Below are 23,694 nucleotides of genomic sequence, written 5' to 3'. Positions count from 1 at the left end.
ATCCACCGAAGTGGACGGGGTATCAACTTCTGGCGTTGATTTTTGGCACGCTGTTGAGTTCTCAAGGAACGGACGCTTCCTTTGTACTCACCCTCAGCAACATCGGCTGGGGCTTTCCTCCGGGCTTTCATTCTGCTGTCTTGCGTTTCCGACTCTATCAGACTCTTTCGTGTCCGACTTCCTCGGTGCTTTCCAGGTTCTCCGCTTTCGCGTTTTCCCTTTCCGGCGATTCCGACTCTATCAGCGATTCTCCGTCTCCCCGACCATCCGCCGTTTGCCGAAAAGGGCGCACGGGAATCAATGCAGAGATCAAGATCGATACTGAAGAGGAGGAGTCCCGTCCATCCGACGTTCGCGAGAAGTTCACACGAAGCGTCTCGGCGGGAGCACCGACAGTACAGGCCCTGTGGTGCCCAAGCAAATCGATTCAGGCGTATGGTCTAGTCCACCGGTCTAGTCCACTAGTCTCCAGGCCCAAGGACCAGTCCGGATCGGGACCAACATCGGGCGAATCCGAACATCTGCTGACATATCCTTCTGAAGAGTACGCCGTTCGCAACAGGTAGTGACGGCGACACGAAGAAGCCCCACCCCTGGGAGGCCCCCATGACCAACGTGACGTCCCCTCTTGCCGGGCGCGCCATCGGACTCGCGGCAGTGCCGGATCCGGTGTTCTCCGGCGCCATGGTGGGACCGGGCACCGCCATCGATCCCGTGCGTGAGCCCTCGGAGGCGGTGTCCCCCGTCGACGGTGTGGTCGTCTCCCTGCACCCGCACGCGTACGTGGTCGTCGACGGCGATGGTCACGGCGTGCTGACGCACCTCGGGATCGACACCGTGCAGCTCAATGGCGAGGGCTTCGAGCTCCTCGTGAACAAGGGCGACACCGTCACCCGTGGTCAGGCCGTCATCCGTTGGAATCCGCTGGCCGTCGAGGAGGCCGGCAAGTCTCCGATCTGTCCGGTCGTGGCGCTGGAGGCCTCCGTCGAGTCCCTCGCCGGTGTGGTCGAGGACGGGGAGCTCAAGGCCGGAGACGCGCTCTTCAGCTGGAAGTGACCTGTCCGCCCGCACGGGCGAGTCGGACATCCACCGCGGCGGCTCGGCCCGCCGCTCAATCGGAGACGGGTGAAATGGAGACAACGCTGCGAGGCGTCGGCGTGAGCCACGGTGTGGCGATCGGCGAGGTACGGCACATGGGTACGGCGGTCCTGGAACCGCCGGCCCGGCAGATCACGGCGGATGAGGCGGAGCGTGAACAGGGGCGCGCCCGCAAGGCGGTGAGTGCCGTGGCGGCCGACCTGATCGCGCGTGGCCAGCTGGCCGGTGGCGAGGCCCAGCACGTCCTCGAGGCCCAGGCGATGATCGCCGAGGACCCCGAGCTGATGGCGGACGTCGACCGGCGGATCGCCGTCGGCAGCACCGCCGAGCGCGGTGTGTACGACGCGTTCGCCGCCTACCGCGACCTGCTCGCGGGGGCCGGCGAGTACATGGCCGGCCGGGTGGCCGACCTGGACGACGTGCGCAACCGCATCGTGGCCCGCCTGCTGGGCGTGCCGATGCCGGGTGTTCCGGACAGCGACGAGCCGTACGTGCTGATCGCACGGGACCTCGCTCCTGCGGACACTGCTCTGCTCGACCCGACGCTGGTGCTCGGTTTCGTGACCGAGGAGGGCGGGCCGACCAGCCACAGCGCCATCCTCGCCCGGGCGCTGGGCGTGCCGGCGATCGTGGCGCTGCCCGGTGCCGGTGAGATCGCCGAGGGCACGGTCATCGCGGTGGACGGCAGCACGGGTGATCTGTTCGTCGAGCCGAGTGCCGAGAAGCGCGCCGAGTTGGAGGCCGCGGCGGCCGAACGGAAGGCCGCTCTGGCCGCCTCGTCCGGTCCGGGTGCGACGTCCGACGGACACAAGGTGCCGCTGCTGGCGAACGTCGGCGGTCCGGCGGACGTGCCGGCGGCCGTGGAGGCCGGGGCCGAGGGCGTGGGCCTGTTCCGCACCGAGTTCCTCTTCCTGGACGACAGCAAGAAGGCGCCGTCCGAGGAGAAGCAGGTCGAGTCCTACCGCAAGGTGCTCGAGGCGTTCCCCGAGGGGCGTGTCGTCGTACGCGTGCTGGACGCGGGCGCCGACAAGCCGCTGGACTTCCTGACCCCGGCGGACGAGCCGAACCCGGCGCTGGGCGTGCGTGGTCTGCGCTCCCTCCTCGACCACCCGGACGTGCTGCGCACGCAGCTCACCGCGCTGGCCAAGGCCGCCGAGGGTCTGCCCGTCTACCTCGAGGTCATGGCCCCGATGGTGGCCGACCGCACGGACGCCAAGGCTTTCGCGGACGCCTGTCGTGAGGCCGGTCTGAAGGCCAAGTTCGGCGCGATGGTGGAGATCCCCTCCGCGGCGCTGCGGGCGCGCTCGATCCTGCAGGAGGTCGAGTTCCTCTCGCTGGGCACGAACGACCTCGCGCAGTACGCCTTCGCCGCCGACCGCCAGGTGGGTGCGGTGTCGCGGCTGCAGGACCCGTGGCAGCCGGCGCTGCTCGACCTGATCGCGATGTCGGCCGAGGCCGCCAAGGCCGAGGGCAAGAGCTGTGGTGTCTGCGGCGAGGCCGCTTCGGACCCGCTGCTGGCCTGTGTGCTGACCGGTCTGGGTGTCACCTCTCTCTCGATGGGTGCCGCTTCGATTCCGTACGTGCGGGCGACGCTCGCCAAGTACACGCTCGCCCAGTGCGAGCGGGCCGCGGCCGCGGCCCGCGCGGCGGACACCGCCGAAGAGGCCCGTGTGGCCGCGCAGGCGGTGCTCTCCGGCGAGTAGGCCGTGGGAGTGAGCGGGGAGTAGGGAGTCGAGGGGCCTTCGCCGGTGGCGAGGGCCCCTCGGCGTTTTCCGTTCCTGCTAGTGGTGGGGGCCCGGGTCGTCCACCTCGAAGCCCGGGCAGTACTCCACGCCCGGTTCGGGGGCGACGGGTTCACCGGTGTCGGCGTCGGTGCAGTAGGCGTTGAAGACGGCAGCGGCCGAGAGCGCGACGAGGCGGCCGCGGTCCAGCCGCCAGCCGTGGACCCGGTCCCGGTGTCCCTCGGCGGAGCTGCGCAGGACCAGTCCCCCGCGGCCGCCGAGCGCGAGGCCGGCTGCCAGGACCGTCACGAAGTCGAGGCCTTCGCGTCCCTCGATGCGGGGTGCGGATCCTGGGTCGTCGGCGGATCGGGCGTGGAGCACTGCGACGAGTTGTTCCGCCTCCGTCGGCACGCTGCAGACAAAGTGGTGACTGCCGGGCCCGGCGCCGGCCACGAGTCGTTTGACCGTGTCCGTGGCCCGGTCGAAGGAGGCGTGGCCGATGTCCTCGCCGCAGTCCGCGCAGGTGCCGACTTCGGCGAGGAGCGTGGTGGCGTACTCCCGGGTGGCCTGTCGGACGGCTTCGTCGACGAGGAGCGGGACGAGTTCGTCGATGGGTTGCCCGGTGTAGGGCAGTCCGCTGCCGTGGCCGGCGAGCTCCGCCGTGAAGCGGCTGCGCGTCTCGGCGGTGTCCGGGTCGAGGCCGTTGTCCTCGCAGTAGTCGGCGTACTCCTCGGGGTCGAAGAGGGCGACGGTGGTGTGGATGCCCTGTGCCGCGAGGGAGCGGAGCAGGGTCTCGACGTGGCGTAGGTAGTCCGCGTAGTCGTCGCGGTGGTCGAAGGTGAAGCTGCGGTAGCCGCTCATGGCCGCGAAGTCCCCGGAGTCGGCCAGGAGGCCGACGGTGCTGGGGGCTTCGCGGCGCAGTGCGCGGCGGTGGTGGGTGTCGTTCTTGCGTGGCATGGCCGGCTCCCCTGAGTGGTGCGATCACTTGCTCACTCAGAGTAATCACGGCCACTGACAGCGGCCGTGATCGTGGCTCCGGGGCTCAGCCGCCGGTGCGCGTGCGGGCCAGCTCCTCGTAGAAGTGGAGGAGGTCGAGGTTGTCGACGGATCCCGGGTTGACCGCCTTCGCCAGGGGCGTGCCCTGGAGCAGGCGCTTGACGGGGACCTCGATGCGCTTGCCGGTGAGGGTGTGCGGGATGCCCGGGACCTCGATGATCTCGTCGGGGACGTGGCGCGGGGAGAGCTCCTCGCGGATGGTCTGCTTGATCCGGGCGCGGAGGTCGTCGTCGAGGGCGGCGCCGGGGGCGAGGTGGACGAAGAGCGGCATCCAGTAGCCGCCGTTCGGCTCCTCCAGGCCGATGACCAGGGACTCCTTGATCTCGGGGAGGCGTTCGACGGCCTCGTAGATGTCGGCGGAGCCCATCCGGACGCCCTGCCGGTTGAGGGTGGAGTCGGAACGGCCGTGGATGATCACGGAGCCGTGGTCGGTGATGGTGATCCAGTCCCCGTGGCGCCAGGCGCCCGGGAACATGTCGAAGTAGCTGTCGCGGTAGCGGCTGCCGTCGGGGTCGTTCCAGAACCTGATCGGCATGGACGGCATGGGGTTGGTGACGATGAGCTCGCCGACCTCGCCGAAGAGGGGTTTGCCGGACGGGTCCCAGGCCTGGAGGTCCGTGCCGAGGCAGGCCGCCTGGAGCTCGCCGATGTGGACGGGGAGGGTGGGGACGGCTCCGGCGAAGCAGCTGCAGACGTCGGTGCCGCCGCTGACGGAGGCGATCCACAGGTCCTCGGCCACCTCGTCGTGGAGCCAGCGGAAGCCGTCGGGCGGGAGCGGGGATCCGGTGGTGGCGACGCACTTGACGGCGGAGAGGTCGAAGTCGCGGCCCGGGTGGACCTCGGCCTTGCGGCAGGCCATCACGTAGGCGGCGGAGGTGCCGTACAGGGTGGCCCCGGTGCGCTCCGCGATCCGCCACTGGGCGCCGGTGTCGGGGTAGCCGGGGCTGCCGTCGTACAGGACGACCGTCGTACCGGTGAGCAGGCCGGAGACGAGGAAGTTCCACATCATCCAGCCGGTCGAGGTGTACCAGAAGAACCGGTCCTCGGGGCCGAGGTCGCAGTGCAGGCCGAGCTGCTTGAGGTGTTCGAGGAGGATGCCGCCCTGGGACTGGACGATCGCCTTGGGCAGACCGGTCGTGCCGGAGGAGTACAGGACCCAGAGCGGGTGGTCGAACGGGACCGCTTCGAAGACGGGCTCGGTGTCGGCGGAGGTCAGGTCCGACCAGGTGAGGGCGCCTTCGGGGGCCGGGGTGCCGAGGAGCGGGATGTGGACGACGGCGCGCAGGGACGGCAGGTCCGCGCGCAGCTCGGCGACGGTCTCGCGGCGGTCGTGCTGCTTGCCGCCGTAGCGGTAGCCGTCGACGGTGAACAGGACGACGGGCTCGACCTGCTGGAAGCGGTCGAGGACGCTGCGGGCGCCGAAGTCGGGGGCGCAGGAGGTCCAGACCCCGCCGACGGCCGCGGTCGCGAGCAGGGCCACGGTCGCTTCGGGGATGTTGGGGAGGTAGCCGCTGACCCGGTCGCCGGGGCGGACGCCGAGGGCGCGCAGTTCCGCGGCGAGGGAGCCGACCTGGCGGCGGAGCGCGGCCCAGGTGACGGGGACGGGCTCGTGGGTCTCGTCCACGTACAGCAGTGCGGCGTCGTCGGCGCGGGCCGGATCCTCGCCGGCGCGCAGGGCGTGCTCGGCGTAGTTGAGGGTGGCGCCGGTGAACCAGCGGGCGCCGGGCATGGAGCGGTCGGCGAGCACGGATTCGTACGGGGTGGTGAAGCGGACGTCGAACCACTCGGCGACAGCCTGCCAGAAGGTGTCGAGTTCGTCGACGGACCAGCGGTGCAGGGCCGCGTAGCCGCCGTCGGCGGGGGCTCCGTGGCGCTCGGCGGCCCAGGCCTGGAAGGCGGTGATCCGGGCCGCGGCGATCCGGTCGGGGCTCGGGGCCCAGAGGGGTTCCGGCTGCGTGGCTGAGGTCATGGGTCGGCTCCCGGTCAATTCTGCGGCTCGCGCGTGGTGTGCGTTGCGTACGGTGCCTGGGCGCGGGGGTGGGTGCGCGTCGGCCCACAGGGACGATGCCACGTGATCGAGTTCCGCACCAGGGCTGCCGGCTGCGGCGCGGCCCTCCCCGCCGGGTGAACGGCAGTTGAACGCAGCCCCTTGGGCGGGGGGCCGGTGGCAGGGTGATCGGCATGAACGGTCGTGATCTGGTGCGGGTGGTGCAGGACATCGGTTCGGAGAGCGGGAGGCGTGCCTGGGTCGCGGCCTGGCGGCGCCGGCGCGCGGACGCGGTGGGCCTGCCGCCCCGGGGCGCGGAGCGGGCGCGGGTGCCCGGGTTGCTGTCGGACACGGAGCCGCTCCCGGGCGGGGGCGTGCTGCGGTTCGCGCGCTCGGAGCTGGTGGTGCGGGTCATGGTGGGCGGGACGGTGTTCTGGAGCTGGGACGGTGCCGGGCCGACGCCCTCGTACGCGGTGGTGGGCAGCGGGCCGGAGCCCGATCCGAGGGCGGTGCTGGAGCCGGACACCGGGGGCGGTTGGCGGGTGGTGTCGGAGCGGGTGACGGTGGCCGTGTCCCGGCACGGGGCGATGGAGGTGCGCACTCCGGGCGGGACGGTCCTGCGCCGGGAGTCGCCGCCGCGGTGGTGGGAGCCGGTGGACCCCCGGATGGGCGGGGCCAGGTGGGTGCAGCGGAGCGAGGTGCCGGCGGACGCGCGGTTCTTCGGGCTGGGCGGGCGGGCGGCGGGGCCGCGGCTGCGCGACGGGACGTACCGGCTGTGGAACACGGACCCGAAGGGCGGCTTCGGGCCGGGGGTGGATCCGCTGTACCTGACGATGCCGGTGCAGATGGTGGTCGCGGACGCCGGCACGCACCTGGTGTTCCACGACAACTCCTGGGACGGGCGGGTGGTGCTGCGCGAGGGCGAGGAGGGGGCGGGGTCGGGCGTGGACCGTCCCGGGTCGAGCGAGCTGCGCATGGAGGGCGGGCCTCTCAGGTGCTGGGTGCTGGTGGGGCCGCCGGCGCGGGTGGCGCAGGGCTGGTCGGGGCTGACCGGTTCCGCGGCGGTGCCGCCGGAGTGGGCGCTGGGGTACCAGCACGCGCGGTGGGGGTTCGGGAGCACGGCGGAGGTGCGGCGGGTGGTGTCCGGGTACGTGTCGCGGGGGCTGCCGCTGTCGGCGGTGCACCTGGACATCGACCACTACGACGGGCACCGGGTGTTCACGGTGGACGAGGAGCGGTTCCCGGACCTGCCCGGGCTCGCCCAGGAGCTGCGGGAGCAGGGGGTGCGGCTCGTGTCGATCGTGGATCCGGCGGTGAAGGCGGGCGACGCGGTGCACGCCTCCGGGCGGTCGGTGGGGGCCGGGGGTGCGTTCGTACGGGACGCGCGGGGTCAGGAGGTGCGCGGTGAGGTGTGGCCGGGTGAGTGCGCGTACCCGGACTTCACGGATCCGGCGGTGCGGGAGTGGTGGGGCGGGATGTACGCGGAGCGGCTCGCGCGGGGTTTCTCCGGGTTCTGGCACGACATGAACGAGCCGGTGTCGTTCGCGCCGTTCGGGGACGCCACGCTGCCGAGGTCGGCGCGGCACTCGATGGACGGTGCGGGCGGCGACCACCGGGAGGGGCACAACGTGTACGCCCTCGCGATGGCGCGGGCGGGCTGGGAGGGGTTGCTGCGGCTGCGGCCGGCCGAGCGGCCGTTCCTGTTCTCCCGGTCGGGGTGGGCGGGGATGCAGCGGTACGGCGGCACGTGGTCCGGTGACGTGGAGAGCAGCTGGGACGGGCTGCGGGCGTCGCTGGCGCTGGTGTTGGGGCTGGGGTTGTGCGGGGTGCCGTACTCGGGGCCGGACGTCGGCGGCTTCGGGGGTTCGCCGTCGCCCGAGTTGTACGTGCGGTGGCTGCAACTGGGTGCGTACCTGCCGCTGTTCCGGACACACTCGGCGATCTGGGCGGGGCGGCGGGAGCCGTGGGAGTTCGGTCCCGAGGTGGAGGAGCACGCGCGGGCGCTGCTGGCGGAACGGGACCGGCTGCGGCCGTACTTCGTGACGCTGGCGCACCTGGCGCGGCGGACGGGCGCTCCGTACGTGCGGCCGTTGTGGTGGGGGAATCCGGAGGACCGGCGGCTGCGGAACTGCGAGGACGCGTTCCTGTTGGGCGACGCGCTGCTGGTGGCGCCGGTGCTGGAGTGCGGGGCGGACCGGCGGGCGGTGCGGTTGCCGCGGGGGCGCTGGTACGACACGGCGACGGGGGCGGCGCACGAGGGCCCGGGGCAGGTGTTGCTCGACGCTCCCCAGGGGCGGATCCCGGTGCTGGCGCGGGCGGGTGCGGTGGTTCCGGTGCGGGGTGCGGGGGGTGGGGTCGAGTTGGAGGTGTGGGCTCCGGCGCGGGGTCGCACGGGTGGCGGGGTGGTGATCCGGGACCCGGGTCCGGGGTTCGAGCCGGGGAAGGTCGAGCGGTACACCGTCCGGTGGGTCGGCGACGCGGTGGTGGTGGAGGACGAGAGGGGGGCCGCCGTGCCGGGGGTGGTGGTGCGGGGGCTCTGAGGCGGGGCCCGGCCGGCCTCGGGCCGGGGCGACCGGGCGGGTGCGGCTCGGCCGGGCGAGGCGCGGGACGGACTCGGCGGGGCTGGAGATGCCGCTGCGCGGCACCCTGGGGCTTCCGCCCCAGACCCCGCTCCTCAAACGCCGGAGGGGCTGGATTCGACCGCTGCCGCCCGCCGGGCGCGGATGGATTGCCCGCAGGGCAAGGCAGCACCCGCGATTCCGTCACCGCGTCGCTGACCGTCCTCGGACTTCTCGACAGGTTCGACGTGCTCGTCTGCGCCGGCGAGTACGAGAGGACCAAGCCCGATCCCGACGGGTTCCTCCGGGCCGCCGAACTCCTCGGGGTCCCGGCGCGGGAATGCCTCGTCTTCGAGGACACCGACCTCGGGATCCGGGCGGCCGCGGCGGCGGGCATGGCCTCGGTACGGGTCCCGCAGCCCGGCCGGGGGTGAGCGGCGCGCCGGCTCAGGCGTAGCGGCCCTCGAACCAGGACGCCACCGCCCGGGTGTGGAGGGGGAAGGCCAGTTGCGCCGGGGCGCGCAGGACGTGCCAGCCCGTGGTTTCGTCCGTCGGCTTCGAGGCCGGGAGGGCGGCGGCCGGGTGGGGCGGGAGGAGGCCGAAGAGGAGGAGGTGGCCCGCCGGGGAGCTCATGGCGTCGGCCAGGGTGACCTCGGCGGCGGGGAGCGTGATGCCGGTCTCCTCCCGGAGTTCGCGCACGACCCCTTCGCGCCAGTCCTCGCCGAAGTCGATGAAGCCGCCGGGCAGGGCGATGCCGCCGAGGGCCGGTTCGATGGTGCGGGTGATGACCACCAGGCCGGTGCCGTCCGCGTCCTCGACGGGAAGCAGGGCGATGGCCACCGGGAGCGGGTTGCGGTAGGCGACGGCCCCGCAGGCGTCGCATGTACGGGGCCACGTACGGGTGGAGTACGTCGCTCCGCAGGTGGAGCAGTGCGAGTCCCTCAGCTGTGCCGACATGCGGCGATGGTATGCCAAGGGGCATGCGGATGACGGCTGTTGCGGGTGTGCTGGCGGTACTGGCGGGTGGGCCCTCGGGGGCCGCGCCTCCCGGGTTCGCGGCGTTGCGCGAGGTGGATCCGACCGTCCGCCAGGACATGCGGTACGCGGGGGCGCACAATTTCACCGGCGCGGTGGTGGACGGGTACGAGGAACCGGCCTGCCTGCTGGCCCGGCCCGCCGCCGAGGCCTTGCGACGGGCGCAGCGCGGACTGCTGCGGCAGGGGTACTCGCTGCGGGTGTACGACTGCTACCGGCCCCAGCGGGCGGTGGACCGGTTCGTACGGTGGGCGCGGCAGGCGGACGGGCCGGGCGACCGGGGGCGGAAGGCGGAGTTCTACCCACGGGTGGAGCGTGACCGGCTGATTCCCGAGGGGTACATCGCCGAGAAGTCCGGGCACAGCCGCGGGAGTACGGTCGACGTGACCTTGCAGGGGCTCGCTTCGGGCCGGGAGTTGGACATGGGCACCCCCTTCGACTTCTTCGATCCGCTGTCGCACACGGATGCCGCGGGGGTCACGGACGCCGCCCGCGCGAACCGGCGGTTGCTGGAGGGGGCGCTGGCCGAGGAGGGGTTCGTGAACCTCCCCGAGGAGTGGTGGCACTTCACGTACCGGCCCGAGGCCTTCCCGGACTCGTATTTCGACTTCCCCGTCGCTGTCGCCTCGGTCCGGCCGTGAGTACCGTGCCCGCATGACTTTCAGCTCGTACGAGGAATTCTGGCCGTACTACGTCGCCATGCACTCCCGCGCCGCCACCCGCTGGGTCCACCTCACCGGCACGCTCACCGGGCTGGCCCTGACCGCGTACGGGGTGGCGCGCGGGCGCGGGCGGTACCTGGCGGCGCTGCCGCTCGTGGGGTACGGGACGGCCTGGCCCGCGCACTTCCTGATCGAGAAGAACAACCCGGCCACCTTCGGGCATCCCCTGTGGTCGCTCCGCGGGGACGCGCAGATGATCCGGATGATGCTGGCGGGGCGGGACGCGGAGCTGGGCGAGATCGCGCGGAAGTGGCTCGCCCAGAACCGGTGACCGCGCGGACCCTGCCGTGACAAACTTCTGACGATGCGTCAGTTCTGCTGCATGGGAGGGGTCTTGGCACGCACACGCACACCCGTTGTGACCGGGTGGTTCACCGAGGACGCGACGGGCGGCGGCTTCCGGCTGCTCGGCACCCGCTGCTCGGCCTGCACGGCGGTGTTCTTCCCGCGCGAGGACGCGTACTGCCGCAATCCCCGCTGCCCGGGCGGCGGGGAGCTCGCCGAGGTGCCGCTGTCCGCCCGCGGCAGGGTCTGGTCCTACACGGACGGGCGGTACCGGCCGCCCGCCCCGTACGTGTCCGATCCGGACGCGCCCTGGGAGCCGTACACGCTCGTCGCCGTGGAGCTGGAGGCCGAGGGGATGGTCGTGCTGGGGCAGGCCGCGCCGGGGGTCGTCGTCGCCGATCTGGCGGTCGGGATGGAGGTCGAGGTGGTGGGCGGCGTACTGAACGAGGACGCCGACACCACGTGGACCACCTGGCGGTTCAAGCCGGTGGGAGGGGCCGCATGAGCGTCGCCGATGTAGCCGTCCTCGGGGCGGGGATGCACCCCTGGGGCAAGTGGGGCCGGAGTTTCGTCGAGTACGGGCGGGCCGCCGCGCGGGCGGCGCTGGACGACGCCGGGCTGGACTGGACGGACGTGGGGTCGATCGTCGGCGCCGACACCGTGCGGTCCGGGTATCCGGGCTATGTGGCCGGAGCGACCTTCGCCCAGGCGCTGGGCTGGCAGGGCGCGCGCGTGACCAGCGTGTACGCGGCCTGCGCGTCCGGGGCGCAGGCGATCGGGGCCGCCCGGTCGCAGATCCTGGCCGGGCTGGCCGACGTGGTCCTCGTGGTGGGTGCGGACGCGGCGCCCAAGGGGTTCTTCGCGCCGGCCGGGGGCGACCGGCCGGACGATCCGGACTGGCTGCGCTTCCGGGTGCTCGGCGCCACGAACCCGGCGTACTTCGCGCTGTACGCGCGCCGCCGGATGGCCGTGTACGGGGACACCGCGGAGGACTTCGCGCAGGTCAAGGTGAAGAACGCGGCGGCCGGGGTGCTCAACCCGAACGCCCGCTACCGGCGGGCCGTCACCGCGGAGGAGGTCGCGGCCTCGGCGATCGTCGCCGATCCGCTGCGGCTGCTGGACATCTGTGCCACCTCGGACGGGGGCGCGGCGCTCGTGCTGAGCAGCATGGAGTTCGCCCGCGCGCGGGGCGTGAGCGATCCGGTGCGGATCCGGGCCGTGTCGACGGTGACGCCCACGTATCCGCGGACGGTGCTGGACCTGCCGGACATCGCCACGGACTCGGTGGTGGCGGTGGAGCCGGCGGCCGGTTCCTTCCGCTCGTCGATCGCGCGCGCCGCGTACGAGGAGGCGGGGCTCGGGCCGGACGACCTCTCGCTGGCGGAGGTGTACGACCTGTCCACCGCCCTCGAACTGGAGTGGTACGAGGACATCGGGCTGTGCGGGGAGGGTGAGGGCGCGAAGCTCGTCCGGGAAGGGGCGACGGCGCTGGGCGGGCGGATCCCCGTGAACACGAGCGGCGGTCTGGCCTCCTTCGGCGAGGCGGTGCCGGCGCAGGCCATCGCGCAGGTCTGCGAGCTGACGTGGCAATTGCGCGGTACGGCCGGAGAGCGGCAGGTGCCGGGGGCTCGGGCCGGCATCACGGCGAACCAGGGGCTGTTCGGGCACGGCTCGGCGGTGGTCGCCGTACGGTAGGCCTGCGGCCGGCCCGGCGGGGTGCTGCGGGCCGCGCGGGTCCGGCCTCGTGGGGCGGGGGGTGAGGGGTGGGCCCGGGGGACGGCGCTTCGGGGCCCGGCTCGGGTGGCGTGGGAGGGGTGGCTCGGATCCGGGTTGCGTCAACGCTTGACGGTGGACCGTGGCGGGTTCACACTCGCTCCACAGTCCCGCGCGGCGACCGGGACCGCGAACCCCCCATGAGAGCTGCGGCCCGTACCCCAGTCGGCGGGGGTACGGGCCGCCTCCACGTCAGGCGCCGGCGTCCGTGAGGCTCAGCCGGCGGGCGCGGGCCAGGGCCATCGCGTGCTCCACGACTCCGACCAGTACGTCCTTCACGGACTCGCGGTCACGCGCGTCGCACAGCAGCACCGGCACCTCGGGGTCGAGGTCGAGTGCCTGCCGCACGGTCACCACGGGGTGGCGGTCCGCGCCGTCGAAGCAGTTGACCGCCACGACGAACGGGATCTCGCGCCGTTCGAAGTAGTCGACCGCGGCGAAGCAGTCGGCGAGCCGGCGGGTGTCCGCGAGGACGATCGCACCGAGCGAGCCCTGGGCGAGCTCGTCCCACAGGAACCAGAAGCGGTCCTGGCCCGGGGTGCCGAACAGGTACAGGACGAGGTCCTCCCGGAGCGTGATGCGCCCGAAGTCCATGGCCACGGTCGTGGTCTTCTTGCCCTCCACTCCCCCGGTGTCGTCGATGCCGATGCCCGGCTCGGAGAGCAGTTCCTCGGTCCGCAGGGGCCTGATCTCACTCACCGCACTGACCAGGGTGGTCTTGCCCACCCCGAAACCGCCCGCGACCAGGATCTTCAGGGTCAGCGGCTCGACCGGTGACACGGCATGCATGGCACCGGTGCGGCTAGAGCGCCCGAAGGCCATCGATCACCTCACGCAGTATGGATTCATCGGGCAGTTCGGCCGGGGGTACCGGCCTGGTCACGTGGACCAGTTCGTCGGCGACCAGGTCGCCGATGAGGACGCGTACGACCCCGACCGCGAGGTCGACGTCCGCCGCGAGTTCGGCGACCGACTGGGGCCGGTCACGGCACAGGCCGAGGATGTGCGCGTGTTCCGGCGACAGGGTCAGGTCCCAGACCGGGTCGTCGGCCGCCGGTTCGGCGACGACGAGCGCGATCAGGTCCAGCCGGTGCTGGCCCGCGTGGCTGGTCCGACCGCGGGTCATCGCGTACGGCCGCACGACCGGACCCGCCTCGTCGTCGAACCAGTGGTCGTGCTCGGGATCGGGGGCGTCGGTCCGGTCGACCGCGGGGGCGCTGTCGCCGCTGTCGACCGTACGGTCGCCGGGATGGTGCCGGCTGTCGTGGCCTGGTTCGCTCATGCGGTCCGTCTCACCCTCCGGCGGGCAGCCCGGTGCGCGGGGCGGTCGCCAGGTGGTCGCCGACTCGCTTGACCATGAGCGTCATCTCGTAGGCGACCTGGCCGACGTCGGAGTCGGCGTCCGCGAGGACGGCCAGACAGCTGCCGTCACCGGCGGCCATCACGAAGAGGAAGGCCTCGTCGAGCTCGACCACGGTCTGGCGGACCTTGCCCGAGTCGAAGTGGCGGCCGACGCCCTTGGCGAGGCTGTGGAAGCCGGAGGCCACGGCCGCCAGGTGCTCGCTGTCCTCGCGGGTCAGGTCGTTGGAGCTGCCGGTGGGCAGGCCGTCGCCGGAGAGCACGACCGCCTTGCGGATCGAGCCGACTCGGTCGACGAGCTCGTCGAGAAGCCAGTTGAGCGGGCCGGGGCCGCGGCCCCGGGTGTCGTTGCCGGTCTGCGGTGCGGTCATCGACCGTCCCCTTCGTTCTCGTTCGCGGGACCGGTGGCGGCGGAGGTGCCGGCGCCGGTCTCGGACTGCTGCTGTGCGTGCTGGTTGCGCCCCGCCATCCAGCCGCGCTGGAGTGCGGACATGCGCGTACGCACGTCGTCCGCGTCCCGGTGGTCAACCGGTTCGGCGGGGCTGTCGGCGGGCTTCCGTGCCGAGGTGTTCTTGAGCTGTGGTGCCAGGCTGGCCTGGCGGACGCGGCGGGGCAGCCCACCGCCGGCGAGGACGTCGTCGGTGGCGGGTGCGGCGCCCTGTGCGGGCTTGGCCGTGCCGGTACCGGTGCCGGGGACCGCGCGGGGTTCCACCCGGCGGCCGTGCTCGGCGACCAGGGTCGGGGCCGGGCGGCGGCGCGGCAGCGGCACGGCTCCCGCAGAGCGGCGGCCGTCGGGGCGCGGAGCGGCGTCGGCACGCTGGGTCTCCAGCCGGACCGGGCCGGTGGGGGCGAGCGGCTCGCGGCCCTGACGGGTTCCGTTCCGGTCTGCGTGCGGCCGGTCGGCGGGGCGCAGGCCCAGGAGGGCGCTGCGGGGGGTGCCGCCCGGCGGGGTCTCGTCGTCGAGGGTGGCCATGGCGGGACGGCCGCCGACTCCGGCGAGGCCGGCTATGCCGGTGGCGATGGTCTCGTCCAGGACGCCGTCGAGGGCATCGACCCCGTTCGGGTCGAGGGGGGCCTCCAGCTCGACCGGTCCGCGCAGTTCGGCGGTGGCCGGCTTGCGGCCGCCGGTCTTCCCGCGGCCGATCGCGGCGGGGCCGGGCCGTTCGGAGGCGACCTTGGCCGGGCCGTCCAGGCGCACGCCGGTGCCGTTGGTCTCGGGGGCCTCGGTCAGCAGGGCCGACGGGAGGAAGACCACCGCGGTGGTGCCTCCGTACGGGCTGGGCTGGAGCACGATCTTGACGCTGTGGCGCTGGGCGAGGCGGCTGACGACGAAGAGGCCGAGGCGGTCGGTGTCGGAGAGTTCGAATTCGGGGGTCTCGGAAAGCCGGAGGTTGGCGTCGAGCAGGGCCTCCGGGGTCATGCCGAGGCCGCGGTCGTGGATCTCCAGGGTGAAGCCGTTGGCCACGCGCTCGCCGAGTACCTGGACCGCGGTGTGCGGCGGCGAGAACACGGTGGCGTTCTCCAGGAGTTCGGCGATGAGGTGGGTGACGTCGGCGACGGCCGGGCCGACGATGCCCAGCCGGCTGAGGCGGCGGACCTCGATGCGTTCGTAGTCCTCGACCTCGGCGACGGCGGCCCGTACGACGTCCATCAGCTGGACGGGCTTGCGCCACTGGCGGGAGGGTGCGGCGCCGGAGAGGATCACCAGGCCTTCGGCGTGGCGGCGCATGCGGGTGGTCATGTGGTCGAGGCGGAAGAGGTCGGCCAGCTCTTCGGAGTCCTCGGTGCGGCGCTCCATGGTGTCGAGGAGCGTCAGCTGACGGTGCAGCAGCACCTGGTTGCGGCGGGCCAGGTTGACGAAGACCTCGGAGACGCCGCGGCGGAGCTCGGCCTGCTTGACGGCGGCCTCGACGGCGGCGCGCTGGAGGCTGTTGAGGGCCTGGCCGACCTGGCCGACCTCGTCCTTCTCGTACTCCAGGTGGGGAGACTCGGTCTCCACGTCGACGTGCTCGCCGGCGGCGAGGCGGCGCATGACGCTCGGCAGCCGCACGCCGGACGCCTCGTGGGCGTCCTTGCGCAGGCGGGACAGGTCGCGGATGAGGTCGCGGCCGATGCGGACGGAGAGGACGAGCGACACGATCAGCGCGATGAAGCCGAGGACGGTGGCGACGGCGGCCTGGGTCATGACGTCCATGGCGACCGGCTCGATGCGCTGCTGATAGCGCTCGCCGGCCTCGTTGTTCATGGCTCCGAGGTCGGCGAGGGCCTTGGCCGCGAGCTCGTCCCACTGGGCGGGGCTGGCGCTGCGCGGGTTCTTGCCGACGCCGGCGGTGATGAAGCGTTCCTCGGCGTCGCGCAGGGCCTTGGTGTCGGTGCTCGACCAGAACCGCTCGTACCGCTCCCGGTCTTCGGCGGGCAGCGTCACGAGGTTGAACTCGTAGAGCAGTTTGCGGTTCGCGACGAGGTCGGAGACCTGGCGGATGCTCGTGCCCTCGACATTGCGGGCGATGAGGGCGGAGGCCATGACGGCGTCCTCGCGGGAGAACAGCTCGCGGGCGCGGCTGATGCCGACGAGCGCGCGCCCTTCCTTGTCGACCTCCACGTCGTCCAGGCCGTGGAGGTTCATCAGGAAGTCGTAGCAGGGGTCGATGAGCCGGTTGTAGAGCTCGAGGCCCTGCGTGGGGTCGACCGAGTTCTGGTCGATGGAGCGGCGCACGGAACCGATGCCGTGGAGGGCCTCGACGATGTTGTGCAACTGTCGGGCGCTCTGCGGACTCAGCTCGTCCGTGACCTTGGGGTCACGGGCGCTGGCGCTGATCCGCTCGACGGCCTCGTCGGTGGCGGCGCGGCTCTTGGCCAGCTCGGCTATCGCCCCGGCCGCCCGGGGGTCCCCGAGCAGGACGAGGGACTGTCGGCGTTCCTTCTGGATGACCCGGGCGGTGTCCTCGACGGGTAGGCCGACCTTGTCGATGACGTAGGCCACGTCGAAGAGTTGGATGGCTTCACGGCCGGTGATGACCGTGGCGAAGCTCCAGAGGGCGGTCAGGGAGATGAGCGGCACCAGCAGCAACGCCACGATCTTCCGGCGGATGGATTTCCCGCGAAAGCGCATGGCCTCCCCAGCCTCCCCAGCGCAACCCCGTTGGTCGGGGTCGGTGTTCCGTCATTTAAACGGCGCGAGCCTACTACTGACGAAGCGTTGCTTCGAAGGCGTGTCCGGACGTTTTCGGCCGAACGCCCGCACGAAGATCACGAGTTGTCCGATACCTCCGGTCAAGTGCAGCCCGATTTGTGACAGATGACACCTGGTGGGGCCTCGGTTCCCGCGACATGATGGATGGCTGGAATTGTTCGTTCCGCGATCTTCGGGGCGGGTGGATACGTCCGGGATTCGGGAATCTCCGGGACGCGCCGAACGTCTGACCGAGTGGACGATGCGGGTGGCGTGGGGTTGGGGTGGACGGGTGGACGCGTTGACGGCGTGGGTAGGCATGGCGGTGGGGACGAAGGACGACGCCGCCCGCCGGGTGGGGAGTGAGCGGACCGTGAACGGATACGAGGACGACGGCGGGGCCGGGGTCGAAGGCGTGCGCCGCGGATTGTGGGTGGAGGAGCCGGCCCGGCGGCGCCGGCTGCCGGATCCCGTGCGGGCTTCCGCGGTACGGGCGGTGCTGATCGTGGCCGTGACGCTGATCCTGGCCACGATCGCCTTCTACCTCACGCTGGCCGGCGCCTGGCCGGCCTTCCCGATGGCGATCGGCGCGGTCGTGGGGACGATCGTGGCCACGTGGAGCGTGCTGGACGTATGGATCACCCGGCAGGCGTGGAACCAGCGCCACGGGGTCCTCTCGGCACCGAACAGCACGGCCCGCGGCCGCCGGGGAGGCGGGGACGCGCGTGAGCCGGGCGGGCGGGGTCGCATACCCCGGGAGGACGGTCCCTTGGCGGCCTCTGGGCGCCGGTAGGGCCGAGCTACGGGTGCCCGTGCGGACGCGAGTGGCGGGTGCGGGGCCGCTGCGTGCAGCTGCTCCCCGCCCCGCCCTTTCTCCGTCCCCGGACTCCGTCCGGGGGACCCCCGGACGGGGGGCGCCCCGGCGGCGAGGCGTGCCGGCGGCGAGGCGTGCCGGCGGCGAGGCGTGCCGGCGGTGCGTCAGGAAGAGGTGCGGCGGAACATGCGGGTGGCCGTGATCTCGCCGTGGATCGGCTCCGACTCCGGGGACTGCTGGGGCAGGCCCGGGCGGAGGTGTTCCTCCACGCTGATGTACTTCAGGCCCGCCCTCAGGTCCGCGTCGTTGCGCAGCCGGATCACGAGGGGGAACTCCGCGAGGGCCGTGGTGTCGAACAGGCCCGTGGTGTACAGGAGCTGGACGCCGAGGGCGTCCGAGACAGCCCGCTGGAGCTCCAGCAGGTACGTGGCGTTGGCGCGGCCGATCGGGTTGTCGAGGAACAGCGTGCCCGCGTGGCGGTGCTTGTCGCGGCCGCGGTCGTTGCTGCGGAGGGCCGCCATGGTGCAGTAGAGCGCGATGGCGGCGGTGAGCAGCTGGCCGCCGGAGAAGACGTCGCCCATCTGACCGACCGGGACGCGTTCGGCCCGCAGGACGGCGTCCGGCTTGAGGATCTCGACCGCGATGCCCTTGGGTTCGAGAGCCGCCTGGACGCCCCGCAGCAGCAGGGACATGCCGTCGCGGCGGCCTTCGCCGAAGGAGGCGGCGCTGTTCTTCTTCAGCGCCGAGCGGGTCGCCTCGTCGATCACCTCGCCGAGCCGCTCGGTGAGGGTGGCCTGGTCGGGCTCCTCGAAGCGGATCCGCAGGAACTCCTGGCCCGACCATTCCCCGAGGCCTTCGGGGAGCTGTGACAGCCGCTGGGCGGAGCGGAGGGTGGCCAGGGCCGATTCGACGAGGCCCCGCAGGCGGTCGACGATGCTGTCGCGGTTGCGTTCCAGCTGCGCCAGCTCGTCCGTGAGGACGCGGAGCCGGGGTGCGAAGGCAGCGGCCCAGGCCGCCGCGTGCTCGGGCAGCGCGGACGCGGGCAGTTCGCGGATCTGCTGGCGGGCGGGGGTGCGCACCTGCTCGTAGCGGGTGGCGTTGGCGTGCCGGACCAGGATGTCGCTCGCCTCGCGCACCGCGGCCTCGGCGGCCGAGAGCTCGGCCGCGCAGCCGCGCAGGGATCGGCGGGTCTCGGCGGCCGACTGGCGGGCCTCCTCCAGGGTGCCGGGGTGAGGGGCCGGTTCCTGCTCGTCGTCCTGGTGGGCGTGGTCGCGCAGCAGGTCCCGCAGGAGGGCGGCGGTCTCGTCGAAGCCGCCGGCGCCGTCCTCGGCGGTGCGGTGGGCGCGCAGCAGGTCCGCGTGGGCGGCCCGGGCGGACTCCACCGCCGCGCTGTGGGCGGCGTGCTGGGCGGTGGCGGTGCGCAGCAGGGCCACCGCCTGTTCGACGTCCTCGGGGACGAGCTCGTCGGGGAGGTCGGTGTGCGCCTCGCCGTCGGCCGGGGCGTGCCGTTCGGCCTCGCCGCGCAGCCGGCCCAGCTGCTCGCTGGCGGCGGACGCCCGGGACTCCAGCATCTGTACGAGGGCCTCGGCGCGGGCAGCCGCCGCCTGGCGGGAGGGGCCGTCGGCGCCGTCGGTGCCTTCGAGGAGCTGGGCGGCGCGGGTGCGGACCTTGTTGGTGAGGCGGTCGAGCTCGGCGAGGGCGGCGCTCTCGTCGCTCTCGGCGCGGGCCTGTTCGGCCCGCAGGTCTGCGCCGACGCCCACCTTCTCGTAGAGCTGCGAGGCTGCGCGGTAGGCCTCGCGCAGGTCGGGGAGGGGCGCCTTGCGGGAGCCGTCGTCCTCGGGGAGGGGGTCGGGGGCGCCGGCGATCTCGGCGCGTTCCGCCCGCAGGGCGCGGGCGGTGCGGCGGGCGTCGTCGGCGGCGCGCTGGGCGGCGCGGCGGTCCTCGTCCGCGGCGCGGGCGCGGTCCAGGCAGACCTCGGCGCGGGCCTCGGACTCGGCGGCTTCGTCGGCGAGTTCGCGGAGCCGGGCCTGCCAGCCGGCGCGCTCGCGCAGGCGGAAGGCGAGGCCCGCGAGGGCGTCGGCGGCGCGGCGGGCGCGCTGGGCGGTGTCCTGGCGCTCGTCGCGGACGCGGGTGGCGTCGGCGGCGGCCTCGTCGGCCTCGGCGCGTACGGTACGGGCCTCCGCGAGTTCGGCGTCGGTCTCCTCGGCGAACGCCCGGGCGGCCTCGGCCTGGCGAGCGAGCTCGGCGAGCCGGCCTGGCGGGCAGCCGGTGCGCCAGGAGGCGAGGCGCGCGGCGAGTTCACGGTCGCCGGACAGCCGGGCGGCGAGGTCGCGGATCTCGGTGTCGCGGGCGGTGGCGCGGGCGCGCAGCGCCTGGCGCTCCTCGTCGGCGGCGTGCTCGTCGTGCATGGCCGGGTTCGGCGGGACGAGGAAGACGCCGGTGTCGGTGCCGTCGGCGGGCGGTACGGGTGCCAGCAGGGCGGCGGCGGTGCCGACGGCGACGGTGGAGCGGGGCAGCAGGGCCGCGGCGGAGAGGACCTCGCGGGCCCGGCCGTGGGTGTCGGGGTCGGTGATGACGACGCCGTCGACGAGTTCGGGGCGGGCGGCGAGGACGGCGGCGTGGTCGGCCGGGTCCACGGACTGGGCGAGGTAGCGCCAGCCGGGCAGGGCCGGGATGCCGTGTTCGCCGAGGTACTCGACGGTGGCGAGGACGTCGGGGCCGGGCGGCAGCAGCCCTCCGTCGCCGAGGGCGCCGAGGATGCGGGCGTCGTCGGCGGCGGCGGTGCGGAGTTCGAACAGGTGGCGTTCGGCGGAGGCGACCCCGTCGGTGAGCAGGCGGTGGAGGTCCTCGGCGTTCCGGTCGAGGTCCTCGGCCGACAGCCGTCCGGGCGTACGGGAGTCGGGCTGGGCCGCGCCGGTGCCGTGCGGTCCGCCCTGGGCGGAGCCGGTCGAGGCCGCGCCCGGCTCGGTGCCCTGTGGGGCGGCGGGCGCGGCCACGCCGCCGGACCCCTGGCTTCCGAGGCCGTCGGACGGGGCATGGCCGGCTGCGTCCGGGAGGCCGAGGAGTTCGGTCAGGCGGGGCGATTCGGCGAGGGAGGCCGCGGCCCGGTGTTCGGCGGCGTGGGCGGCCTCGGCCGCGTCGGCGGCGTCCGCCGCGCGGGCGGCGGTGAGTTCGGCGCGGGATTCCGCGGCGGCGGCCTCCCGGGCGGCTTCGCCGGCGGTGCGGGCGGCCTCGCGGGACTCGTCCCAGGCGGCCACCGCGGTCTTCTCGGCGTCGGCCGCGGCGAGGGCCGCGCGGGCCGGGTCGGCGTCGGGGGCGGAGTCGTCGAGCCAGCCGGCGCGGACGGCCTCGGCGGTCTCCTGCTCGACCTCGCCGAGCCGCGAGCGGAGGTGTTCGGCCTCGCTGCGGGCGCGCTGTGCGGCGGTGGCGGCGGCGGTGGCGTCACGGTGGGCGGCCTCGCCGACGGCCTGGAGCTCGGCGGAACGCTCCTCCTCCTCGTTCGCGGCCCGCTCGCCCTGTTCGGCGGCGGTGTGCAGGGCCCGTACCAGCTCGGCGGCGGCGGTGGCGCGGGCGGCCAGCGCCGGGGCCGCGTCCCGTTCGGCCTCCAGGATCGCGGCGGCGACCCGGGCGGAACGGTCGGCGGCGGCGCGGTGGCGCAGCACGCTCTCGGCGGCCTGCCACGCGGAGTGCAGGGTGCGGGCTTCGAGGAGTTCGCGGCGCTGGGCGGCGGCGGCCTTGTCGGCGACGGTGAGGGCCAGCGAGGCGTGCCGGTAGGCAAGTTCGGCGGAGACCGCGGCGCTGCGGGCGCGGGCGGACTCGGCGGCGGTGACCTCGTGGGCGGCGCCGGTGACCCGCTGGGCGAGTTCGGAGGCCCGGCCGCGTTCCTCGGCGGCGCGGGCGGAGAGCCGCCGGGCGAGGGTGCGCGTACGGCGTTCGGCGCCGGCGTGGACGTCGCGCAGCCGGGTGCGGGTCTCGGCGGCCTCGACGATGCGGGTGAGCAGGTCCACCGAGCCGGCGGTGAAGTCGCGTTCGGCCATCAGCTCGGCGCGGCGGCCCAGCTTGTTGCCGAAGCCGTGGACGAGGTCGGCGAGGCCGTCGGTGTCGCGGGTGTCGGTGACGGCCCGCAGCAGCAGGTCGGTGAAGTCGGAGTCCTTCTTGACCGCGAAGAGGCCGGCGGCCTCGCCCTCGTCGGCGTTCATCTCGCGCTGGTAGCGGAAGAGTTCGGGGTCGAGGCCGAGCTCGGTGAGGTGCTCGTTCCAGCGGTCGTGGATCTCCTCCCAGGAGACCTCCAGGTGCGGGTACGCCTTGCCGGCCTCGGTGAGGGCGTCGCGGAAGCCCTTCATGGTGCGGCGGCGGCCCTGGGCGCCGGAGGCCCCTTCGACGGGCGGGCGCACCGTGGTGGCCTCGGCGACGGGCAGGTTGTCGAGGCTGAGGCCGGGGCCGGGGCGGAAGGAGTACCAGGCCTCGGCGAACTTGCGGGGGTCGTTGGAGACCTGGCGGCCGCGCCATTCGCTGACCTTCCCGACGACCACGCATTCGCCGGTCTGGGTGTGCTGCCATTCCAGGGCCACGTGGCCGCAGTCGTCGGCGAGCAGGAACTTGCGCAGCACGCCGGAGCTGGCGCCGCCGAGGGTGTTGCGGTGGCCGGGGAGCATCACCGAGAAGATCAGCTTGAGCAGGACCGACTTGCCGCCGCCGTTCTCCAGGAACAGCACGCCGGCGGGCGCGGGGCGGCGCGGCGGCCCGGTGGGCTCGTCCTCGAAGAACTCCGCCTGCGTCGGCGCCGGGTGGGGCACCGGCTCGCCGACTCCGCGCAGGTCGAGCACGGTGTCGGCGTAGCGTGCGCCGGCGGGCCCGATGGAGTAGAGGCGGATCCGGGACAGCTCGTACATGGCGGCGGACTCTCGTTGTTTCTCGGTGGGTCTCAGTACGTACGGGGCGGGTGGCTCAGGCGTGGAACGGCAGGCCGGCGTCGGCCGCCAGGTCCAGGTCGTCGCCCTCGGGCGGCGGCAGGAGGGTGGCGGAGCCGTCGCTGACCGGGACCACGCCGAGTTCCAGGAGCTCGGCCATGGCCGCGCTGCCCGCCATGTCGCGGACCTGGAGCTGGTAGCGGGGGGTGGTGCGGTAGGTGCCGCCGGCCTCGTCGCCGGTGCGCTGGAGGAAGCCGGAGTCGGTCAGGAAGGCGGCGGCCTTGCCGACGATGCCGGTGGTGGAGCCGGCGAGGCGGCGGGCGTCCTTGGTGGCGCCGGTCGCGCTGCGGCGGGTGTAGACCCGCCAGGCTGCCTCCAGGCCGGGGGCGTCGGAGGCCGGGTCGGTGTTCTCGCCGAGCTCCTCGGCGCGCTCTTCGAGGCGCCGGCAGGTCTGCCGTACGAAGGCGTCGACCCCGTTGACGGTGATGCGGCCGATGTACGCGTCGTCGGCGAGGTCCTCGGGACGGGGGAAGGCGAGGGCGGCGACGGCGAGGTGGGCGAGGCCGTGCAGGAAGCGGTCGGCGGAGTCGGCGGCGGTGCGGCGGGCGTAGTCGCCCATGCGGACGGCGAAGACGGAGTCCTCGCCCGCGGCGACCGCCATGCCGGCGCGCGTGGACACCTCCAGGACGACGAGGCCGAGGCCGGTGGCGACGGCGTCCGCGAGCCGGCCGAAGGCGGTGTCCTCGCGGTAGCGGCGCAGCAGTTCGGCGTACTCGGCGTCGCGGGCGGGCAGCAGCTTGGGCTGCAGCCCGAAGGCGACGAGGCGGGCCGCGTCGGCGGCGTCGGCCGGGGTCACCGTGGCGCCGGCCGAGGGCGCGACAGGGGCCGGCGGCGCATCGGGCTCGTTCCACCCGGTGTGCCGCTCGCTCCACGCGGTGTGCTCGGCGTGGTGGTCGCTCACTGGTACGTCTCCTCGGCGGTGCGGGTGGTGCGGGTGGTGATGGCGGTACGGGTCGTGCCCATGGGGGCGGGCCGCCGTGCGGGCTCCGCCCCGGGAGCCGGTGCGGTACGGATCCGCTGACGCGGAGCGACGCGGCGCGCGGCGGCTCGGGCGGCACCGGACGGGCCGGTGCGACACGGGGCTCCGTGCACGGCGGACAACGCGGGCCGCCGGAAACCGGCCGGGGCCGGCTGAACCGGGAGC

19 protein-coding genes are annotated in these 23,694 nt (G+C 73.7%); 10 read left to right on the top strand and 9 right to left on the bottom strand.

Going from position 1 to position 23,694, the window contains the following annotated elements; genetic code table 11:
* Positions 1 to 606 precede the first annotated feature (606 nt).
* The gene (locus ACFYZL_RS24125; RefSeq protein ID WP_384585836.1) at positions 607 to 1,056 is read left to right on the top strand and encodes a PTS glucose transporter subunit IIA; all 450 of its coding nucleotides are present in this window, start codon (positions 607 to 609) and stop codon (positions 1,054 to 1,056) included.
* Positions 1,057 to 1,130: 74 nt separating this feature from the next.
* The gene (gene ptsP / locus ACFYZL_RS24120) at positions 1,131 to 2,801 is read left to right on the top strand and encodes a phosphoenolpyruvate--protein phosphotransferase (protein WP_384752898.1); all 1,671 of its coding nucleotides are present in this window, start codon (positions 1,131 to 1,133) and stop codon (positions 2,799 to 2,801) included.
* A 78-nt stretch (positions 2,802 to 2,879) separates the two neighbouring features.
* On the opposite strand, the gene ACFYZL_RS24115 is transcribed toward ptsP, so the two are convergent.
* Positions 2,880 to 3,776: a hypothetical protein gene (locus ACFYZL_RS24115; RefSeq protein WP_384752901.1), complete on the bottom strand. Its 897-nt coding sequence runs from the start codon at positions 3,774 to 3,776 to the stop codon at positions 2,880 to 2,882.
* A gap of 85 nt (positions 3,777 to 3,861) precedes the next feature.
* On the bottom strand, positions 3,862 to 5,844 hold the full coding sequence (locus ACFYZL_RS24110) for an acetoacetate--CoA ligase (RefSeq protein WP_384752904.1): 1,983 nt from the start codon (positions 5,842 to 5,844) through the stop codon (positions 3,862 to 3,864).
* Between the two features lie 212 nt (positions 5,845 to 6,056).
* Between ACFYZL_RS24110 and ACFYZL_RS24105 the strand changes: the two genes are divergently transcribed.
* Both ACFYZL_RS24105 and ACFYZL_RS24100 read left to right on the top strand, forming a co-directional pair.
* A complete protein-coding gene (locus ACFYZL_RS24105; protein ID WP_388681531.1) occupies positions 6,057 to 8,402 on the top strand; it encodes a glycoside hydrolase family 31 protein in 2,346 nt (781 codons plus the stop codon).
* 188 nt (positions 8,403 to 8,590) lie between these two features.
* Complete coding sequence (locus tag ACFYZL_RS24100) at positions 8,591 to 8,854, top strand: HAD family hydrolase (protein ID WP_388681528.1); 264 nt, start codon at positions 8,591 to 8,593, stop codon at positions 8,852 to 8,854.
* 13 nt (positions 8,855 to 8,867) lie between these two features.
* Here the strand turns inward: ACFYZL_RS24100 and ACFYZL_RS24095 are convergent, their stop codons facing one another.
* Complete coding sequence (locus ACFYZL_RS24095) at positions 8,868 to 9,377, bottom strand: NUDIX domain-containing protein (RefSeq protein WP_384752912.1); 510 nt, start codon at positions 9,375 to 9,377, stop codon at positions 8,868 to 8,870.
* A gap of 29 nt (positions 9,378 to 9,406) precedes the next feature.
* Here ACFYZL_RS24095 and ACFYZL_RS24090 point away from each other — a divergent pair, with 29 nt between their 5' ends.
* From ACFYZL_RS24090 to ACFYZL_RS24075, 4 genes are all read left to right on the top strand, one after another.
* Positions 9,407 to 10,096: a M15 family metallopeptidase gene (locus ACFYZL_RS24090; protein WP_388681525.1), complete on the top strand. Its 690-nt coding sequence runs from the start codon at positions 9,407 to 9,409 to the stop codon at positions 10,094 to 10,096.
* 13 nt (positions 10,097 to 10,109) lie between these two features.
* Positions 10,110 to 10,448: an Mpo1-like protein gene (locus tag ACFYZL_RS24085; protein WP_384585822.1), complete on the top strand. Its 339-nt coding sequence runs from the start codon at positions 10,110 to 10,112 to the stop codon at positions 10,446 to 10,448.
* A gap of 63 nt (positions 10,449 to 10,511) precedes the next feature.
* Positions 10,512 to 10,967, top strand: a complete 456-nt coding sequence (locus ACFYZL_RS24080; protein WP_388681522.1) for a Zn-ribbon domain-containing OB-fold protein — start codon at positions 10,512 to 10,514, stop codon at positions 10,965 to 10,967.
* Positions 10,964 to 12,157, top strand: coding sequence for a lipid-transfer protein (locus ACFYZL_RS24075; protein ID WP_384752920.1), 1,194 nt, complete (start codon positions 10,964 to 10,966; stop codon positions 12,155 to 12,157). Before ACFYZL_RS24080 ends, ACFYZL_RS24075 begins: the two co-directional genes overlap by 4 nt.
* Before the next feature lie 270 nt (positions 12,158 to 12,427).
* Here ACFYZL_RS24075 and ACFYZL_RS24070 read toward each other — a convergent pair whose 3' ends face one another.
* Genes ACFYZL_RS24070 through ACFYZL_RS24055 form a run of 4 tightly spaced genes read right to left on the bottom strand, consistent with a single transcriptional unit; the run spans position 12,428 to position 16,706 of the window.
* Positions 12,428 to 13,057 (bottom strand): ATP/GTP-binding protein, encoded by a 630-nt coding sequence (locus tag ACFYZL_RS24070; RefSeq protein ID WP_384752922.1) that lies wholly within the window; start codon positions 13,055 to 13,057, stop codon positions 12,428 to 12,430.
* Complete coding sequence (locus ACFYZL_RS24065; RefSeq protein ID WP_384752924.1) at positions 13,038 to 13,517, bottom strand: DUF742 domain-containing protein; 480 nt, start codon at positions 13,515 to 13,517, stop codon at positions 13,038 to 13,040. The genes ACFYZL_RS24070 and ACFYZL_RS24065 overlap by 20 nt, the downstream gene beginning before the upstream one ends.
* Before the next feature lie 10 nt (positions 13,518 to 13,527).
* Positions 13,528 to 13,965 (bottom strand): roadblock/LC7 domain-containing protein, encoded by a 438-nt coding sequence (locus ACFYZL_RS24060; RefSeq protein WP_384585812.1) that lies wholly within the window; start codon positions 13,963 to 13,965, stop codon positions 13,528 to 13,530.
* The gene (locus ACFYZL_RS24055; RefSeq protein WP_384752927.1) at positions 13,962 to 16,706 is read right to left on the bottom strand and encodes a nitrate- and nitrite sensing domain-containing protein; all 2,745 of its coding nucleotides are present in this window, start codon (positions 16,704 to 16,706) and stop codon (positions 13,962 to 13,964) included. The genes ACFYZL_RS24060 and ACFYZL_RS24055 overlap by 4 nt, the downstream gene beginning before the upstream one ends.
* Positions 16,707 to 17,085: 379 nt before the next feature.
* On the opposite strand from ACFYZL_RS24055, the gene ACFYZL_RS24050 reads away from it, so the two are divergent.
* Positions 17,086 to 17,559 (top strand): hypothetical protein, encoded by a 474-nt coding sequence (locus ACFYZL_RS24050; protein ID WP_384752933.1) that lies wholly within the window; start codon positions 17,086 to 17,088, stop codon positions 17,557 to 17,559.
* 185 nt (positions 17,560 to 17,744) lie between these two features.
* Here the strand turns inward: ACFYZL_RS24050 and ACFYZL_RS24045 are convergent, their stop codons facing one another.
* Both ACFYZL_RS24045 and ACFYZL_RS24040 read right to left on the bottom strand, forming a co-directional pair.
* On the bottom strand, positions 17,745 to 22,472 hold the full coding sequence (locus ACFYZL_RS24045; protein ID WP_388681516.1) for a hypothetical protein: 4,728 nt from the start codon (positions 22,470 to 22,472) through the stop codon (positions 17,745 to 17,747).
* Positions 22,473 to 22,527: 55 nt separating this feature from the next.
* Entirely contained in the window at positions 22,528 to 23,451 is a 924-nt protein-coding gene (locus ACFYZL_RS24040) for a hypothetical protein (RefSeq protein WP_384757732.1), read from the bottom strand.
* On the opposite strand from ACFYZL_RS24040, the gene ACFYZL_RS24035 reads away from it, so the two are divergent.
* On the top strand, positions 23,440 to 23,571 hold the full coding sequence (locus ACFYZL_RS24035; RefSeq protein WP_384757735.1) for a hypothetical protein: 132 nt from the start codon (positions 23,440 to 23,442) through the stop codon (positions 23,569 to 23,571). The genes ACFYZL_RS24040 and ACFYZL_RS24035 overlap by 12 nt on opposite strands.
* The last annotated feature ends 123 nt before the right edge of the window (positions 23,572 to 23,694 follow it).

It is taken from the genome of Streptomyces sp. NPDC001717, from assembly GCF_042892775.1.
In the GTDB taxonomy this organism is placed as follows: domain Bacteria; phylum Actinomycetota; class Actinomycetes; order Streptomycetales; family Streptomycetaceae; genus Streptomyces.
Note: the sequence above shows the minus strand (reverse complement) of the source record. Positions and strands in the feature narration are given on the sequence as shown.